The 14,196-nt window shown below is 61.8% G+C and carries 17 protein-coding genes; 5 read left to right on the forward strand and 12 right to left on the reverse strand.

The window, feature by feature from the left end; all coding sequences use genetic code 11:
- Nucleotides 1–18 precede the first annotated feature (18 nt).
- From SPHS8_RS06050 to SPHS8_RS06070, 5 genes are read right to left on the reverse strand one after another with little or no spacing between them, the layout of a single operon-like run.
- Nucleotides 19–486, reverse strand: a complete 468-nt coding sequence (locus SPHS8_RS06050) for an SRPBCC family protein (protein WP_201514672.1) — start codon at nucleotides 484–486, stop codon at nucleotides 19–21.
- On the reverse strand, nucleotides 483–971 hold the full coding sequence (locus tag SPHS8_RS06055) for a VOC family protein (RefSeq protein ID WP_097092048.1): 489 nt from the start codon (nucleotides 969–971) through the stop codon (nucleotides 483–485). Before SPHS8_RS06055 ends, SPHS8_RS06050 begins: the two co-directional genes overlap by 4 nt.
- A 13-nt stretch (nucleotides 972–984) precedes the next feature.
- Nucleotides 985–1,788, reverse strand: a complete 804-nt coding sequence (locus SPHS8_RS06060) for a VOC family protein (RefSeq protein ID WP_201514673.1) — start codon at nucleotides 1,786–1,788, stop codon at nucleotides 985–987.
- Between the two features lie 28 nt (nucleotides 1,789–1,816).
- Entirely contained in the window at nucleotides 1,817–2,173 is a 357-nt protein-coding gene (locus SPHS8_RS06065; RefSeq protein ID WP_201514674.1) for a DUF1428 domain-containing protein, read from the reverse strand.
- Between the two features lie 24 nt (nucleotides 2,174–2,197).
- The gene (locus SPHS8_RS06070; RefSeq protein ID WP_201514675.1) at nucleotides 2,198–2,641 is read right to left on the reverse strand and encodes a VOC family protein; all 444 of its coding nucleotides are present in this window, start codon (nucleotides 2,639–2,641) and stop codon (nucleotides 2,198–2,200) included.
- 112 nt (nucleotides 2,642–2,753) lie between these two features.
- Here SPHS8_RS06070 and SPHS8_RS06075 point away from each other — a divergent pair, with 112 nt between their 5' ends.
- Nucleotides 2,754–3,440 carry a winged helix-turn-helix transcriptional regulator gene (locus SPHS8_RS06075; RefSeq protein ID WP_201514676.1) on the forward strand — a complete coding sequence of 229 codons (687 nt, stop codon included), beginning with the start codon at nucleotides 2,754–2,756 and terminating at the stop codon, nucleotides 3,438–3,440.
- Between the two features lie 7 nt (nucleotides 3,441–3,447).
- On the opposite strand, the gene SPHS8_RS06080 is transcribed toward SPHS8_RS06075, so the two are convergent.
- The 3 genes from SPHS8_RS06080 to SPHS8_RS06090 form a co-directional block, all read right to left on the reverse strand.
- Entirely contained in the window at nucleotides 3,448–4,230 is a 783-nt protein-coding gene (locus tag SPHS8_RS06080; protein ID WP_236574979.1) for a hypothetical protein, read from the reverse strand.
- Between the two features lie 184 nt (nucleotides 4,231–4,414).
- Complete coding sequence (locus SPHS8_RS06085; RefSeq protein ID WP_201514678.1) at nucleotides 4,415–5,428, reverse strand: NAD(P)H-dependent flavin oxidoreductase; 1,014 nt, start codon at nucleotides 5,426–5,428, stop codon at nucleotides 4,415–4,417.
- 129 nt (nucleotides 5,429–5,557) lie between these two features.
- Nucleotides 5,558–6,823, reverse strand: a complete 1,266-nt coding sequence (locus SPHS8_RS06090; protein WP_097092053.1) for an aspartate kinase — start codon at nucleotides 6,821–6,823, stop codon at nucleotides 5,558–5,560.
- Nucleotides 6,824–6,982: 159 nt separating this feature from the next.
- Between SPHS8_RS06090 and SPHS8_RS06095 the strand changes: the two genes are divergently transcribed.
- From SPHS8_RS06095 to SPHS8_RS06105, 3 genes are all read left to right on the forward strand, one after another.
- The gene (locus SPHS8_RS06095; RefSeq protein WP_097092054.1) at nucleotides 6,983–7,189 is read left to right on the forward strand and encodes a hypothetical protein; all 207 of its coding nucleotides are present in this window, start codon (nucleotides 6,983–6,985) and stop codon (nucleotides 7,187–7,189) included.
- 42 nt (nucleotides 7,190–7,231) lie between these two features.
- Nucleotides 7,232–7,969, forward strand: a complete 738-nt coding sequence (gene ubiG, locus SPHS8_RS06100; protein WP_201514679.1) for a bifunctional 2-polyprenyl-6-hydroxyphenol methylase/3-demethylubiquinol 3-O-methyltransferase UbiG — start codon at nucleotides 7,232–7,234, stop codon at nucleotides 7,967–7,969.
- A 198-nt stretch (nucleotides 7,970–8,167) separates the two neighbouring features.
- Nucleotides 8,168–9,079 carry an alpha/beta hydrolase gene (locus tag SPHS8_RS06105; protein ID WP_236574980.1) on the forward strand — a complete coding sequence of 304 codons (912 nt, stop codon included), beginning with the start codon at nucleotides 8,168–8,170 and terminating at the stop codon, nucleotides 9,077–9,079.
- 67 nt (nucleotides 9,080–9,146) lie between these two features.
- Here the strand turns inward: SPHS8_RS06105 and ahpF are convergent, their stop codons facing one another.
- The 4 genes from ahpF to SPHS8_RS06125 form a co-directional block, all read right to left on the reverse strand.
- A complete protein-coding gene (gene ahpF / locus SPHS8_RS06110) occupies nucleotides 9,147–10,727 on the reverse strand; it encodes an alkyl hydroperoxide reductase subunit F (RefSeq protein WP_201514681.1) in 1,581 nt (526 codons plus the stop codon).
- A gap of 163 nt (nucleotides 10,728–10,890) precedes the next feature.
- On the reverse strand, nucleotides 10,891–11,454 hold the full coding sequence (gene ahpC, locus SPHS8_RS06115; RefSeq protein WP_097092057.1) for an alkyl hydroperoxide reductase subunit C: 564 nt from the start codon (nucleotides 11,452–11,454) through the stop codon (nucleotides 10,891–10,893).
- Between the two features lie 118 nt (nucleotides 11,455–11,572).
- The gene (gene betI, locus SPHS8_RS06120) at nucleotides 11,573–12,235 is read right to left on the reverse strand and encodes a transcriptional regulator BetI (RefSeq protein ID WP_443018567.1); all 663 of its coding nucleotides are present in this window, start codon (nucleotides 12,233–12,235) and stop codon (nucleotides 11,573–11,575) included.
- Between the two features lie 133 nt (nucleotides 12,236–12,368).
- The gene (locus SPHS8_RS06125; protein WP_201514683.1) at nucleotides 12,369–12,713 is read right to left on the reverse strand and encodes an ArsR/SmtB family transcription factor; all 345 of its coding nucleotides are present in this window, start codon (nucleotides 12,711–12,713) and stop codon (nucleotides 12,369–12,371) included.
- Nucleotides 12,714–13,000: 287 nt separating this feature from the next.
- Here SPHS8_RS06125 and SPHS8_RS06130 point away from each other — a divergent pair, with 287 nt between their 5' ends.
- Nucleotides 13,001–14,140: a site-specific DNA-methyltransferase gene (locus SPHS8_RS06130; RefSeq protein ID WP_281494301.1), complete on the forward strand. Its 1,140-nt coding sequence runs from the start codon at nucleotides 13,001–13,003 to the stop codon at nucleotides 14,138–14,140.
- Nucleotides 14,141–14,196: the final 56 nt, after the last annotated feature.

The raw sequence follows: 14,196 nt of genomic DNA on the forward strand, positions 1-14,196 counted from the left end.
TGATGGGGAGGAATTATCTCATGCGATCGCCGCCGAAGTCTCGCACAAATCCTTGAACTGCTGCGCCATCTGGTCCCATCCGGGATGGAATCCCATCGCCTCATGCCGCTTCAGCGCCTCCTCGCTCCAATGCCGGGCCGTCGCGGTAAAGCGCGTTCCCTCGCCTTCTTCGACGAAACTCCAGATCGAGGTCAGGAACGGCTCCTGCGGTATCCACCCTGAAGCGTAGGCGTCGGTCGATACCACTCGCTCGCCGGGGACCACCTCAAGAAAGATGCCCTCCATCGGCCCGGTATCTTCGCCATCGGGGCCGAACATGCGCACGGCGCTACGGCCGCCGGGGCGCAAATCTTCCTCGACTACCTCGGCTCGCCACGGTTTGGGGCAGAACCATTGGTCCTTCAGGTCAGTCCAAACCTTCCACACGATCTCGCGTGGAGCGGCGATGTGACAACTGACCGACAGCTCATGTTGCGCGCTGCTCATACCGTCGCTCCCTCATAGGCTGCCTTCATGCGGGCAAGGTCCAGTTTCTGCATCGTCATCATCTCGGCCATCATCGGCTGAATGCCGGGGCCGCCCTTGCGGTGCATCTCCATGACCTCTTCCGGCACGATCTGCCAGGACAGGCCGAATTTGTCCTTCACCCAGCCACAGGGGCCAGGCGCGCCGCCGTCGGCCGTCAGCGCATCGAAATAGCGGTCAACTTCAGCCTGGTCCTTGCATGAGATCGACAAGGACACCGCTTCGGTAAAGCCAAATTCCGGTCCCCCGTTCAGCCCCTGATAGCTCTGGCCGAACAGCGTGAATTCCACCAGCAGCACGTCGCCTTCCTTGAACGGCGCGGGGCCGGGAACATCATGGGGATAACGGCTGATCGAATCGACCGACCCGCCAAAGACAGAGACATAGAAGCGCGCAGCTTCCTCTGCCTGTCCGTTGAACCACAGACAGGGTGAAATCTTCGACATCCTTCCTCTCCTCTTATGCTGCGGTCGAACGCATGCCGACCAGCGCGAACATCGCGCCTTGCGGGTCCGTCGCCTGGATGATCCATGCACCGCCCGGCACTTCGGCGGGGCCATTCAGCACGGTGCCGCCGCCTGCCTTCACCTTCTCCACGCCCTCATCGATGTCCGGCACCACGAAGTAGAACAGCCATTGCGGCTCCGGCATCTGCTCGGGCTTGGGCATCATGCCGCCTTCCATGCTGTTGAAGTCGGTCCCGCCGGACATGGAGAAAAGCTGGTAGCTGCCCATTGGCCCCATATCCATCGCCTCGCCCTTCCCCCAGCCAAACTGGGACGTGTAGAAGGCGAGGTCCGCGTCGAAACTGCCGCTGTAAAGCTCGTGCCAGCCGACATGGCCTGTCGCCATCGGCGGCGCGGCCTCCATGCCGTCCGGGCTCGATCCCTTGAGCAGCATGAAGATCGCGCCACCCGGATCGCTCATCACGGCAAAGCGCCCGACGCCCGGAATATCTTCCGGCGGCCGCTTCACGCTCGCTCCCGCGCCGCTCAGTCGCTCGGCATCGGCATCGACATCGGCCGATCCGACATAGCCGCCCCACCAGGGCGACATGCCGCAATCCTTCGCTTCCGCCGGAATGCGCATGATGCCGCCCAGCGGCCCCGCGCTTCCAGACACGACATGATAGGGATCCTCCGTCCGCTCGCCGCCAAAGGGCTGCGCCGTCCATCCCACCACATCGCCATAGAAGGCGATCGCGCCCTCCGGATCGCTGGTCATCAGTTCATACCAGAAGAATTTGCCGGTCAGGTCGCTCATCATCCGCCTCCTTGTCGCATGCTGTTGGTCAGGCCTTCTGATCGATCATTACGTCGAACCCGCCATAAATCATTCGCTTGCCTGAAAAGGGTATCTCGCCATCTTCCTGCATGCGGGGATCGTTCATCACCTTCTCTTGCCCCGTGTCGCGCGTTGCCTTGTCGGGCCATTCGATCCAGGAAAAGACGACATCCTCGCCTTCTTCGGCGATTACGGAGGTGCGGAAGTCATTGACCTTCCCGACAGGAACATCACTGCCCCAGCATTCCACCATGCGCAGTGCGCCATGCTCCAGGAAGATCGGAGCGGCCCGGGTCGCGAACTCCTTATACCGCTCCTTGTTGCCCTTCGGCACGGGAACCACGAAACCGTCGATATAGCTCATTATCTCTCTCCTTGTTCGGATAGATCAGGCGGCAAATTCCCGCTGATGGGTCGCCAGCGCCGCTTCAACGTCCATCCAGGTGACTTCCCAGATATGACCGTCCAGATCAGCAAAGCTGCGACCATACATGAAACCATGATCCTGTTGCGGATTGGGCTCCGTCCCGCCCGCGGCGAGTGCCTTTTCCGTAGTCACATCCACCGCGGCCCGGCTTTCCTCGCTGATTGCCAGCAACACCTGCGCGGTTTCATGCGCGTTCGGGATGCGGCGCGGCGTGAAGCTCGCGAAGCGTTCGTGCGTCAACAGCATCACATGAATAGCGTCGGACAGGCTCATCATCTGGCTGTCCTCGCCGCAAAAATCCTTGTTCCGCACCGCGCCAACTGCCTCATAGAAGGCGATTGCGGCGGACAGGTCCTTCACCGGCAGGTTGACGAAAATCATCTTGGGAGTGGGGGCATCAGGCATCACGCATCTCCTTGAACATTGCGGCAAGGAGCTATGGAACTCGACTCACCGCCTTGAACTTTTTGGACCCAATGATTATGTTATGCAACATCAAAGTTAGAAAAGATAACCAATGACTCGCAGTTCCAAAAAGCGCGCCTATCTGGATGGCTGTGCAACGGCCCATGCGCTCGACCTCATCGGCGACCGCTGGGCCATGCCGATCATGCGGGAATTGATGCTGGGTCCCAAGCGTTTCACCGATCTGCGCGCCAGCCTGCCCGGAATCAGCGCCAATGTGCTGACGCAGCGTCTGGAGGAACTGGAAGCCGCGAGCGTCCTCATCCGCCGCCGCCTCCCCCCGCCCGCCGCCAGCCAGATCTACGAACTGACCGAATGGGGCCGCGAGGCGGAAATCCTGTTCCAGGTGCTCGGCCGCTGGGCCTGCCGCTCGCCCACGATGCAGCCCGGCCAGCCGATGAGCAATGTGTCGGTCGTCCTGTCCATGCGCACCATGATCGACCGCAGCCGCATCGCTGACTTAGACGCGGTGATAGGCTTCCGTTTCGGCGAAGAAGAATTTCGCGCGCAGTTCAAGGACGGCGCCTTCACCATGGATCGCGGGCCTGTCGAGGGCGCGGACGCGGTGATCAGCGGTGATCAGAATGCGCTCGCCGCCGTGGTATATGGCGGGGCAAGCTTCGAAGATGTCGGCGGCGGGCTGAAGATCGAGGGGAACCGCGAACTAGCAGAACGCTTCGTCCGCCTCTTCCCGCTGCCGTCAAAAGCTCCGGTCACTTTCATACCGGCAGGCGACTGAAGTCCTCTTACCGCCTGATCGGGAAAGTCGGCACGTTCACGCGCGGCGCCGACGTCGCGCCGGGCACCAGCGCCTGTCCGCTCTCCTCCCGCAGCGGCGGCAGCGCAGGCGGCGGCACGAAGCCAGGGCTGATCTCGGCCGGTGGCTTGGGCGGCGGCGGCAGGGGCGTGGGCGACACGATCACCGTCACCGTGCCGCCAAAGCGGGACTGCCACTCCGCCAGCCGCCGCAGATAGTCGGCATAGGCTTCGTAAAATTCCTGAAACGGCTTCTCCAGCGCCGTCAGTGCTTCGGGCGCATAGGCCAGCAACTGGCTGGAAGGCATGGCAAGTATCTTCGCGCCCACATCCACCGCCACGGGACAGAAGCTCTTGGTCACAGGCGGAAGCGAAAAGAAATTATAAACGACCGTGTTCAGCAACTCGCGCGACTGAAGCCCCGCGCTGCCATAAGCGGCGGTATAGTTGCGATCGACCGCCGCGTTGGCTTCCCGCAATATGTCCTTATGGACATGCAGCATCTTGTTGTACTGAATCCGCGCAGGCTCGCCCGCGCCATGGCAGGAGAGCGCCGCAACGTTCAGCGCCATGCGGACATGCCACAACGCCGTGTTGGCCGTGACCCCGCGATTGGGCGTCAGATATTTCCCTTCGGCATCAACCTCCGGAATGCTCATATCCTCGACCGCACCCATCGGCGGCAGCGGCTTGATCGTGCGGACGACCGGCGGCGGAGGGGTCGGCGCCTGTTTGGGTGTGGAACAGCCTGCAACCAGCGCCAATGCGGCCACCGAAGCGATTGTCCAGACGCGACATGAAGCAGCACGCAACGGCAACCCATTATCCCCTATGATCAATTTTCAGCGCCAAACCTTATGGCCCAAACTCATGGCAAAGCTGCGCGTTCCTGGCGATGATCGCCCGGATCGCTTCGTCCCTTCAGGGATTCGGTTCGTCTCTATAATCAGGACGGCCTCAGGCGCTACGCCGCTCCAGCGCGACAACCGCCTCGTCCATCAACTGCGTGATAATGTCGGTGACCGGCTCTTCCTTCGTCACCATGCCGACCGACTGCCCCGCCATCACCGATCCGCCCTCGACATCGCCATCGATCACGGCCCGGCGGAGCGCTCCCGCCCAATAATGCTCGATCTGCAACTGCGCTTCCATCATGTCGACAGAGCCGCCATCGAGCAGATTCGCGACTTCCCGTTGCTTGGCGGTAAAGGCTTCGGTCCCGGCGTTTTTCAGCGCCCGCACCGGAATGACCGGCAAACGCGGGTCGATCTGCACGCTGGCGATCGCGTCGCGCGCCGAAGCACGGAAGAAAGCCTTCTTGAAGTTCGGATGCGCGATGCTCTCGCTCGCACAGGCAAAGCGGGTGCCAAGCTGCACGCCCGCCGCGCCCATTTCCAGATAGCCCGCGATCAACTCGCCCCGCCCGATCCCGCCAGCGACGAACACCGGCAGCTGCGACGCCATTTCCGGCAGGATTTCCTGCGCCAGCACGCTGGTCGACACCGGTCCGATATGGCCGCCCGCTTCCATCCCCTCGATCACCAGCGCATCGACGCCAGAGCGCGCCAGCTTCTTGGCCAGGCTCAGCGCCGGAGCGAAGCAGATGAGCTTGGCGCCCTTTTCCTTGATCGCCTCGATGCTGCCCTTGGGCGGCAAACCGCCTGCCAGCACCACATGGCCGACCTCATGACGCGCACAGACCTCGATCAGATCGAAAAGTTGCGGATGCATGGTGATCAGGTTGACGCCGAAGGGCTTGGACGTCAGCACCTTCGTCGCGGCGATTTCCTTGTCGAGCAGTTCCGGCGTCATCGCGCCGCAGGCGATCACGCCAAAGCCGCCCGCGTTGGAAATGGCCGCGACCAGGTTCCGCTCCGACACCCAACTCATCGCCCCGCACATGATCGCGACGTCGCAGCCAAGAAATTCGGTGCCGCGAGCCATCAGGGAAGTGAGTTTGGCGTTGGTCATCAGTCTAATCCTAGAAGCACAAAGCCCCTCCCCTTCAGGGGAGAGGTTGGGGTGGGGGCCCTCCCCACGCGCTGTTCAGTGGGGCCAGGCCCCGGCCCCTCCCCCCAAGGGGAGGGGTAATCATTTGAATTATGCGACCGGCGCGTCCAGCCCATAGGCCGTGTGCAGCACACGCACCGCCAGTTCCGTCTCATCCTCGTCGATCAGCACCGAAACCTTGATCTCGCTGGTCGAGATGGCGAGGATGTTGATCCCGCGATCGGCCAGGCTCTTGAACATGGTCGAAGCAACCCCGGCATGGCTTTTCATGCCGACGCCGACGACCGACACCTTCGCGACCTTCGTGTCCGGGATCACGCGGTTGAAGCCGATCTCTTCCTTCTGGCTTTCCAGCACGTCCAGCGCGCGGGCAAGGTCGGCGCCCGGCACGGTGAAGGTCACGTCCGTCTCGCCCTTGTCGCGGCCGACATTCTGGATGATCATGTCGACGTTGATCGCGGCATCGGCCAGCGGGCCAAAGATGTGCGCCACGGCGCCCGGACGATCGGGCACGCGGGTGACGGTGATCTTCGCCTCATTCTTGTCATGGGCGATGCCGGTGATGAGCTGACGTTCCATCTTGTCTTCCTTGAGCTTGGCTTCCAGTTCCTCCTCGCTGACGATCAGCGTGCCGGGGAGGTCGGTCTGGGTGGGATCATCGAAGGAGGAAAGCACCTGCACGACCACGCCTTCCTTCATGGCGAGGCCGACGGAGCGGGTCTGGAGCACCTTGGCCCCGACCGAGGCCAGTTCCAGCATTTCCTCATAGGTGACGAGGTCGAGCTTGCGCGCGCGCGCCACGATGCGCGGGTCGGTAGTGTAGACGCCATCGACGTCCGTATAGATGTCGCAGCGGTCTGCCTTCACCGCCGCCGCGACGGCGACCGCCGACGTATCCGAGCCGCCACGGCCCAGGGTCGAAATGCGGCCGTCTTCCATCATGCCTTGGAATCCGGGGATCACCGCGACGGTGCCCGACCGCATCGATGCAAGCAGATCGATCGTATCGATGTCGCCGATGCGCGCCTTTGCATGGGCTTCGTTGGTGCGGATCGGCAGCTGCCAGCCAAGCCAGCTGCGCGCGTCCACGCCCATGGCTTTGAGCGTCATGGCGAGCAGGCCGCTCGTCACCTGTTCGCCGCTGGCGACCACCACGTCATATTCCGCCGGATCGTAAAGCGCGGACGCTTCCTTGCAGAAGCCGACCAGCCGGTCCGTCTCGCCTGCCATGGCGGATACGACGACGGCGACCTCATGCCCCTGCTCGACAACATGTTTGACGCGCGCGGCCACGTTGCGAATTCGCTCCATCCCCGCCATCGAGGTGCCGCCGAATTTCATCACGATGCGCGCCATTTTCTTGTCGAACCTGTCTGCTGATCTGGAAAGATGATCCCCCTCCGGGGAAAAACGGCGCCGCTATAGCAGCAGCGGCAGATATGGCAAGCAAGGCCATATGGAACCCCATGGCGTCATCGCTCATTCCTTGAGTGGAAGATTTAGAAGGAGGAAGCCATGGACGGAGTCCTTTACGGGCTTTTCACGATCGGAGGGCCGATCCTGCTCGCGGCGGTGCTCATTTATGTGATCATGAGCAACCGGCGGCACAGGAGTCCCGAAGAATTGGCGCGAACGGAAGCGGCCACGCGCGAACTGCATCGGCAGTTGGATGCGGAGGATAAATATCTCGACGGCGATGGGCCGCCCCCGCGCAAGAAATAAATGCCCGTGGCGCACCATCGCGGAGCTTGATAGGCAGGGTGCATGGCCAACTCAGTTCCCAGCACCATAGACCCCCGCGAAGCCGCGCATTTCGGCGCGATGGCAGCTGACTGGTGGGATCCTTCCGGCAGCAGCGCCATGCTGCACAAGCTCAATCCTGTAAGACTGCGCTATATTCGCAGCGCGATCGATGGGCACTGGCGGGGTGAGGAAAGCAGCTTCCGTCCCTTGACGGGCAAGCGCGCCTTGGACGTTGGCTGCGGTGCGGGCCTTCTATCAGAACCCTTGGCACGCCTCGGCGCCACGGTGACAGCCCTCGACGCCGCGCAGGAAAATATCGCCATCGCCCGCGCCCATGCCGAAGGCCAGGGCCTGTTGATCGACTATCGCGCCACACCGGTCGAGCAACTGGACAGCGAAGGGTTCGACCTCGTCACGTCGATGGAAGTCATCGAGCATGTCAGCGATCCTGCCGCCTTCATAGGCGCGCTGGCGGCGAAACTGGCCCCCGGCGGCTTGCTCATCCTGTCCACTCCCAACCGCACGCCCCTGTCACGCCTCGCCATGATCAGCATCGGCGAAAGCATCGGCGGCATTCCCAAAGGCACGCATGATTGGGACAAGTTCCTGACACCAGAGGAACTGACCGACATGCTGGTGAAGGCCGGACTGGAGGTCACCGATGTCACCGGCCTTTCTTTCGACCCGCGCAAGGGCTTCACGCTCTCTTCGAACAAGGCAATCAACTATCTGCTGACCGCTCGCCATCCTCATCGCTGAATAACTGAGAGGCAAGTCCCTATGCGCCGGTTTGGAACCCGCCGCCGACAAGCTTGATCAGTGCGCGCTTGCTCCTCATCATGCCAGGAATGAGGAGGGACATGAGCAATGGATGATCCAACAGGCGTGAGAATAAGCGGCAGAACCGTGCCCTTCCCTCAATCGGTAAGTTTACAGGCTCGCGCCTTCCTCGCAACCATGACTGGGCCCGACGGCCTGCCACTGAACGCCATGCCGCAGCCAGCGCCTGACGACCTGGAAGGCTGGACCCGCTCCAAGGAGGCAGTCGGCAAGTTCATGGCCGATTTCTCCTCCGCCCTGTCGCCTAGCCTGAAATCGACCGTCGAAACCATCGAGATGGCAGGCGTCCGCGTGCACCTCGCGACGCCGGCAGATCACGTTCCAGACGGCCGCGCCTATCTCGACTTCCACGGCGGCGGGCTGGTCCATGGCGAAGGCGAATTTTGCCGAACAGGCGCGCGCCGCATCGCCGACCAGCACGGCGCGTCATGCTATTCGGTGGACTATCGCATGCCACCCGAACATCCCTATCCGGCTGCGCTCGATGATTGCGTCGCTGTCTACCGCGCTCTTTTGGACAGCCATGCGCCTGAAAAGATCATCATCGGCGGCGCTTCTGCGGGCGGTAATCTGGCGGCCGCGACGGTGCTGCGCGGCCGTGACGAGGGCATGCCCTTGCCCGCTGCCTTGATCCTTTTGACGCCAGAGCTAGACCTTACCGAATCCGGCGACAGCTTCGAAACAAACCAGCTGGTGGACGTGATGCTCCCGCGACCGCTGATGAACGCTAATCTGCTTTACGCTGGGGGGCACGACCTCGCGCACCCTTATCTTTCACCTTTGTTCGGTGACTTTTCAGCAGGCTTTCCGCCTGCCTTCATTCAGGCAGGAACGCGAGACTTGTTCCTTTCCAATGCGGTGAGGATGCATCGGGCACTGCGCCGGGCAGCCTTGTCTGTCGAACTCCACATATTTGAAGGCATGCCGCATGGCGGGTTTGGCGGCAACGCGCCTGAAGATATCGAACTTCTGATCGAGCTTCAGCGGTTTGCACGGCAGCATTGGGGGCTCCCGCAACACGGTGGCTAAATCAAGAAGCGGCCGCCACCGGGCCTGGGGGCGACCGCTTCCCAACCCCCCGCTCGGGGTTGTCTCTTCAGGCTGCTTCGGCTGTTTCCGCGGAAGCGGGCAGACGAATGAGATAGTCGAAGGCAGAAAGCGCCGCAGTCGATCCTGCCCCCATGGCGATCACGATCTGCTTGTAAGGCACGGTCGTGCAGTCGCCCGCAGCGAATATACCTGGCTGACTCGTTTCGCCCCTGGCGTCAATCTCGATTTCGCCGCGTGGCGAGAGCGCGATCGCGTCCTTCAGCCATTCCGTGTTCGGGACCAACCCGATCTGGACGAAGATACCTTCCAGCTCGACATCATGCTCGGTTCCATGGTTGCGGTCCTTGTAGCTAAGGCCCGTGACCCTGGTCCCGTCACCCTCGACCTTGGTCGTAAGCGCCGAGGTGATGATCCGCACATTAGGCAGGCTGGCGAGCTTGCGCTGCAACACCGCGTCGGCGCGCAGCTGGCTGTCGAACTCGATCAGCGTCACATGAGCAACGATGCCGGCCAGATCGATGGCCGCTTCGACGCCGCTGTTGCCGCCGCCGATCACCGCCACGCGCTTGCCCTTGAACAGGGGACCATCGCAGTGCGGGCAATAAGCCACGCCCTTGTTGCGATATTCCTCTTCGCCCGGCACACCCATCTGCCGCCACCTGGCGCCAGTAGACAGGATGACGGTGCGACCTTTCAGCGATGCACCATTTTCCAGCACGACTTCATGATATCCGCCCTCGGTCTTCGCCGGGATCAGCTTGGCCGCCTTTTGCAGGTTCATGATCTCGACATCATAATCTTTCACATGCGCTTCCAGCTGCGCGGCGAGCTTGGGGCCCTCCGTCCGGCTGACCGAAATGAAGTTCTCGATGTCCATCGTGTCGAGCACTTGCCCACCGAAGCGTTCCGCCGCGACACCCGTGCGGATGCCCTTGCGCGCTGCATAGATCGCCGCCGCCGCGCCAGCAGGACCGCCGCCGACCACCAGCACTTCGAACGGGTCCTGCTTCTTGATCTTCTCCGCCGCGCGGGTTTCCGCGCCGCTGTCGATCTTCGCGACGATCTGTTCCAGCTCCATGCGGCCCGACGCGAACGGCTCACCGTTCAGGAACACGGTCGGCACAGCCATTACCTGGCGCGCATCCACCTCTTCCTTGAACAGCGCGCCATCGATGGCGACATGCTTGATCCGGGGATTGAGCACGCTCATCAGGTTCAGCGCCTGCACTACATCCGGGCAGTTTTGGCATGACAGCGAGAAATAGGTTTCGAAGCTGAAGTCGCCGTCCAACTCCTTGATCTGCTCGATCAACTCCTGCGCCGCCTTGGACGGATGGCCGCCCACCTGCAGCAGGGCAAGCACCAGCGAGGTGAACTCATGCCCCATCGGAATACCCGCGAAGGTCACGCCGATATCGGTGCCCGCGCGCCGGATCATGAAGCTCGGCTTGCGCTTGTCATTGCCAGAGGTGACAGTCACCTTGTCCGACAGCTCGGCGATCTCGCTCAGCAGCCCTTCCAGTTCGCGCGATTTCGCGCTCTCGTCCAGCGACGCCACCAGCTCGATCGGCTGCGTGATGTTCGCCATATAGGCCTTCAGCTGGCCTTTCAGATTTGCGTCCAACATCTTCGTAGCTCCATTGAATTGGCGCACCGCCCGTGGGCGCGCAGGTCCGCTTGCCGGGAGGTGCGACCCAAAGGCCCGGCATGACAGCGTTCAAAATGTCTTGGTAAACCCCCGCCGGGCCGGGGAGTTGCTCGACCCGACCCGGCGAAAGGGCAGGTGTTGCTTAGATCTTGCCGACGAGGTCGAGCGAGGGAGCCAGGGTTTCTTCACCCTCTTCCCACTTGGCCGGGCACACTTCGCCGGGGTGAGCGGCGACATATTGCGCAGCCTTGACCTTGCGAAGCAATTCGGTCGCGTTGCGGCCGACGCCTTCCGAAGTGATTTCCATGAACTGGATCACGCCTTCGGGATCGACCAGGAAGGTCGCACGGTCGGCCAGGCCCACGCCCGGACGCATCACGTCGAAATTGTTGGTGATCTGGCCCGACTGGTCGCCCAGCATATAATAGTTGATCTTGCCGATCGCGGGCGACGTGTCGTGCCAGGCCTTGTGGCTGAAGTGCGTGTCGGTCGAAACCGAATAGACTTCGACGTTCAGCGACTGCAGCGTCGGGTAGATGCCGGCCAGGTCTTCCAGTTCGGTCGGACACACGAAGGTGAAGTCGGCGGGATAGAAGAAGAAGATCGCCCACTTGCCCTTCACGTCCTCGTCAGTGACGTCGACGAACTTGCCTTCCTTGAACGCGGTGGCCTTGAACGGCTTGATGCTGGTGTTGATGAGAGCCATGGGCTTTCCAGTTCCTTCTTAGGGTTGCTGTTTGCCCGGCCTATGTAGGGAGGGAGCAGGGTCGGGGGAAATTGCTTTTATTCACACCTGTCATTGAGAAAAGCGATCAACGGACCGATCATTGATCGACCGGCTCATCCCTTGGTTTCTGGATCACATAGGTCATGGCTTCCTTGGCCATCTCCAGCGCCTCTTCGATCGTGAAGGTCGAGGAATCGAGGCACAGCTCCAACCACAAGCCGTCCAGCATGGCGGTCAAGCCAATCGCAGCGATCCGCGCCGCCGGACGCGGAATCTGCGGCGCGGCTTCCCTCAGCAGCACCTCCAGCCGTTCGCGCGATCCGCCATAGGTCTCCGCATGCGTGGCGGCGATTTCCGGACTGGTCTTCACCAGGCTCCAAAAGGAAATCCAGGTCGCCAGCAAATTGGGGTCCAGCACAGGCGGCTGCAAATTCGCCCTGATATAAGCCCATAGCCGGTCAAGCGGATCAGGCCCCGCTTCGGCAACGGCCTGCTCCAGCGCCGCCGCCACCTTCTCCCCAACATCGCGATAGGTGGCGAGGATCAGCGCGTCGACCCCATCGAAATAATGGGTGAGCAATCCCGCAGAGACCCCCGCCCGCGCGCAAATGGCCCGAACGGATGTCGCCGCCACCCCCTTCTCGGCAAGACATTGCGCCGTCGCTTCGATCAGAGCCTGGCGCCTGACATCGGGTGACTCTCTGACAAAGCGCGCCCGCCCCTGTCTCCCGTCAAGGCGGCCTGCAATCTTCTGCTCCACGTCTTTTTTCCCGTCACCATGCCGCACCCCTTCAGGGCGGCCCACCCCGCCCCCTTCCCGCAACATGGATCACGGCGCTTTCGATCATCATTTAGGCCCGCAATGCAAGGAGAAAAGATCGGCGAAAACCGCGTCAGGCCGGTTCGTTCAATTCTTCCAACGCGGTAAAGCGCTGTGACCAGAGCGCACCGTAAATAGCCATCCACTGCACCACCGGCGCCAGCCCCTTCACGCGGGCTGCATAATAGGTCTCCCGGCCTGCCCGGCGAGCCGTCACGAGTCGAGCCCGCTTCAACTTCCCCAGATGCCGCGACACCATCGGCTGCGACACGTCCGACACCGCCGTCAGGGCATGCACGCTCTGCTCCCCTTCCTTCACCAGATATTCCAGGAGGGCGCGCCGCGTCCCGTCGGACAGCGCCTTGAAAAGTTCGTCACATGCCGCCGAGCGGTCGCCGCTTGAAAGAGGATCATTCATTGCGAAGTCATAACCAAATGATTATGAGAAGATCAAGCGAAGACCGTTTTTGAAGGGTCGAAGCGACGTTAACCAAAAAAAGTTGGCGGGGTCCAGCAGCTGAGTCTTTTGAGTCACACCACCTGATATTGAGTCCCATGGCGACATCCGGACTCAACATGTCGTGTCTACCTCTTTCGTTCTCCTGCTGTTAACTTTTGTCTGAGGCTCAGCGGCTAAGCCGTTGATCTTGACGCCGGACTCCCGACGACTCAACGCTGGTCCTCGAAACGAATGGGGGTCACATAATGGGTGTCATGGAACGCGTCGCGCCGCGGCGTAAAAGGGCGGTTGCGCCGGTTGAAAGAGAGGCCGTCGCTATCCCGGCGAACAGCCTCCTGCGCGGCGACTGCATCGCCGAAATGGCGAAGCTCCCCGACGCCTGCATCGACATGATCTTCGCCGATCCGCCCTATAATCTCCAGCTCGGCGGCGACCTCTTCCGTCCCGAAGGCGGGCGTGTCGATGCCGTCGACAATGACTGGGACAAATTCGATACGCTCAGCAGCTATGACCGCTTTACCAAGGCATGGCTGGCGCAGGCCCGCCGCATCCTGAAGCCCAACGGCACCATCTGGGTCATCGGCAGCTACCACAATATCTTCCGCGTCGGCACGGCCCTTCAGGACGAAGGCTTCTGGATCCTCAACGACATCATCTGGCGCAAGTCCAACCCCATGCCCAATTTCAAGGGCACCCGCTTCACCAACGCGCATGAAACGCTGATCTGGGCCAGCCAGGGCGAAGACGCCAAATATACCTTCAACTACAAAGCGATGAAGACGCTCAATGACGAGCTTCAGATGCGCTCCGACTGGGTGCTGCCAATCTGCGGCGGGCAGGAACGGCTCAAGCGCAACGGGACGAAGGCGCATCCGACGCAAAAGCCCGAATCCCTGCTCTATCGCGTGCTGCTGGCCTGCACGAAGCCCGGCGATGTCGTGCTCGATCCCTTTTTCGGCACCGGCACCACCGGCGCAGTCGCCAAGCGGCTTGGCCGCCAGTGGATCGGCATCGAACGCGAAGACAGCTATATCGAAGTCGCGATGGAGCGCATCGAAGCCGCCCTGCCGCTGGACGAATCCGCACTCACCATCATGCAAAGCGCGAAGAGCCAGCCCAAGGTCGCCTTCGGCACGCTTGTCGAAACCGGCTATCTCCAGCCCGGCTCGATCCTGACCGACGCCAAGCGCCGCTGGCAGGCCACCGTGCGCGCCGATGGCTCACTTTGCATCGGCACGGATACGGGATCGATCCACAAGATCGGCGCAACCCTGCAAAATGCGCCCAGCTGCAATGGCTGGACCTTCTGGCACCATGAAGTCGACGGCGCCCTTAAGCCCATCGACACGCTGCGCCAGACTTATCTGCTCGCAAACGAGCCCTGACGCCCTCACCTGCATTTCCGTTCGGGCTGAGCCTGTCGAAGCCCCTTCTTTTTCTT

Source organism: Sphingobium sp. S6 (assembly GCF_905120495.1).
In the GTDB taxonomy this organism is placed as follows: Bacteria; Pseudomonadota; Alphaproteobacteria; order Sphingomonadales; family Sphingomonadaceae; genus Sphingobium; species Sphingobium agri.

Coding starts and splice junctions, on each gene's coding strand:
- SPHS8_RS06050 (WP_201514672.1), bottom strand. CDS start 486: ATGAGCAGCGCGCAACATGAGCTGTCGGTCAGTTGTCACATCGCCGCT.
- SPHS8_RS06055 (WP_097092048.1), bottom strand. CDS start 971: ATGTCGAAGATTTCACCCTGTCTGTGGTTCAACGGACAGGCAGAGGAA.
- SPHS8_RS06060 (WP_201514673.1), bottom strand. CDS start 1,788: ATGAGCGACCTGACCGGCAAATTCTTCTGGTATGAACTGATGACCAGC.
- SPHS8_RS06065 (WP_201514674.1), bottom strand. CDS start 2,173: ATGAGCTATATCGACGGTTTCGTGGTTCCCGTGCCGAAGGGCAACAAG.
- SPHS8_RS06070 (WP_201514675.1), bottom strand. CDS start 2,641: ATGCCTGATGCCCCCACTCCCAAGATGATTTTCGTCAACCTGCCGGTG.
- SPHS8_RS06075 (WP_201514676.1), top strand. CDS start 2,754: ATGACTCGCAGTTCCAAAAAGCGCGCCTATCTGGATGGCTGTGCAACG.
- SPHS8_RS06085 (WP_201514678.1), bottom strand. CDS start 5,428: ATGACCAACGCCAAACTCACTTCCCTGATGGCTCGCGGCACCGAATTT.
- SPHS8_RS06090 (WP_097092053.1), bottom strand. CDS start 6,823: ATGGCGCGCATCGTGATGAAATTCGGCGGCACCTCGATGGCGGGGATG.
- SPHS8_RS06095 (WP_097092054.1), top strand. CDS start 6,983: ATGGACGGAGTCCTTTACGGGCTTTTCACGATCGGAGGGCCGATCCTG.
- ubiG (WP_201514679.1), top strand. CDS start 7,232: ATGGCCAACTCAGTTCCCAGCACCATAGACCCCCGCGAAGCCGCGCAT.
- SPHS8_RS06105 (WP_236574980.1), top strand. CDS start 8,168: ATGACTGGGCCCGACGGCCTGCCACTGAACGCCATGCCGCAGCCAGCG.
- ahpF (WP_201514681.1), bottom strand. CDS start 10,727: ATGTTGGACGCAAATCTGAAAGGCCAGCTGAAGGCCTATATGGCGAAC.
- ahpC (WP_097092057.1), bottom strand. CDS start 11,454: ATGGCTCTCATCAACACCAGCATCAAGCCGTTCAAGGCCACCGCGTTC.
- SPHS8_RS06125 (WP_201514683.1), bottom strand. CDS start 12,713: ATGAATGATCCTCTTTCAAGCGGCGACCGCTCGGCGGCATGTGACGAA.
- SPHS8_RS06130 (WP_281494301.1), top strand. CDS start 13,001: ATGGGTGTCATGGAACGCGTCGCGCCGCGGCGTAAAAGGGCGGTTGCG.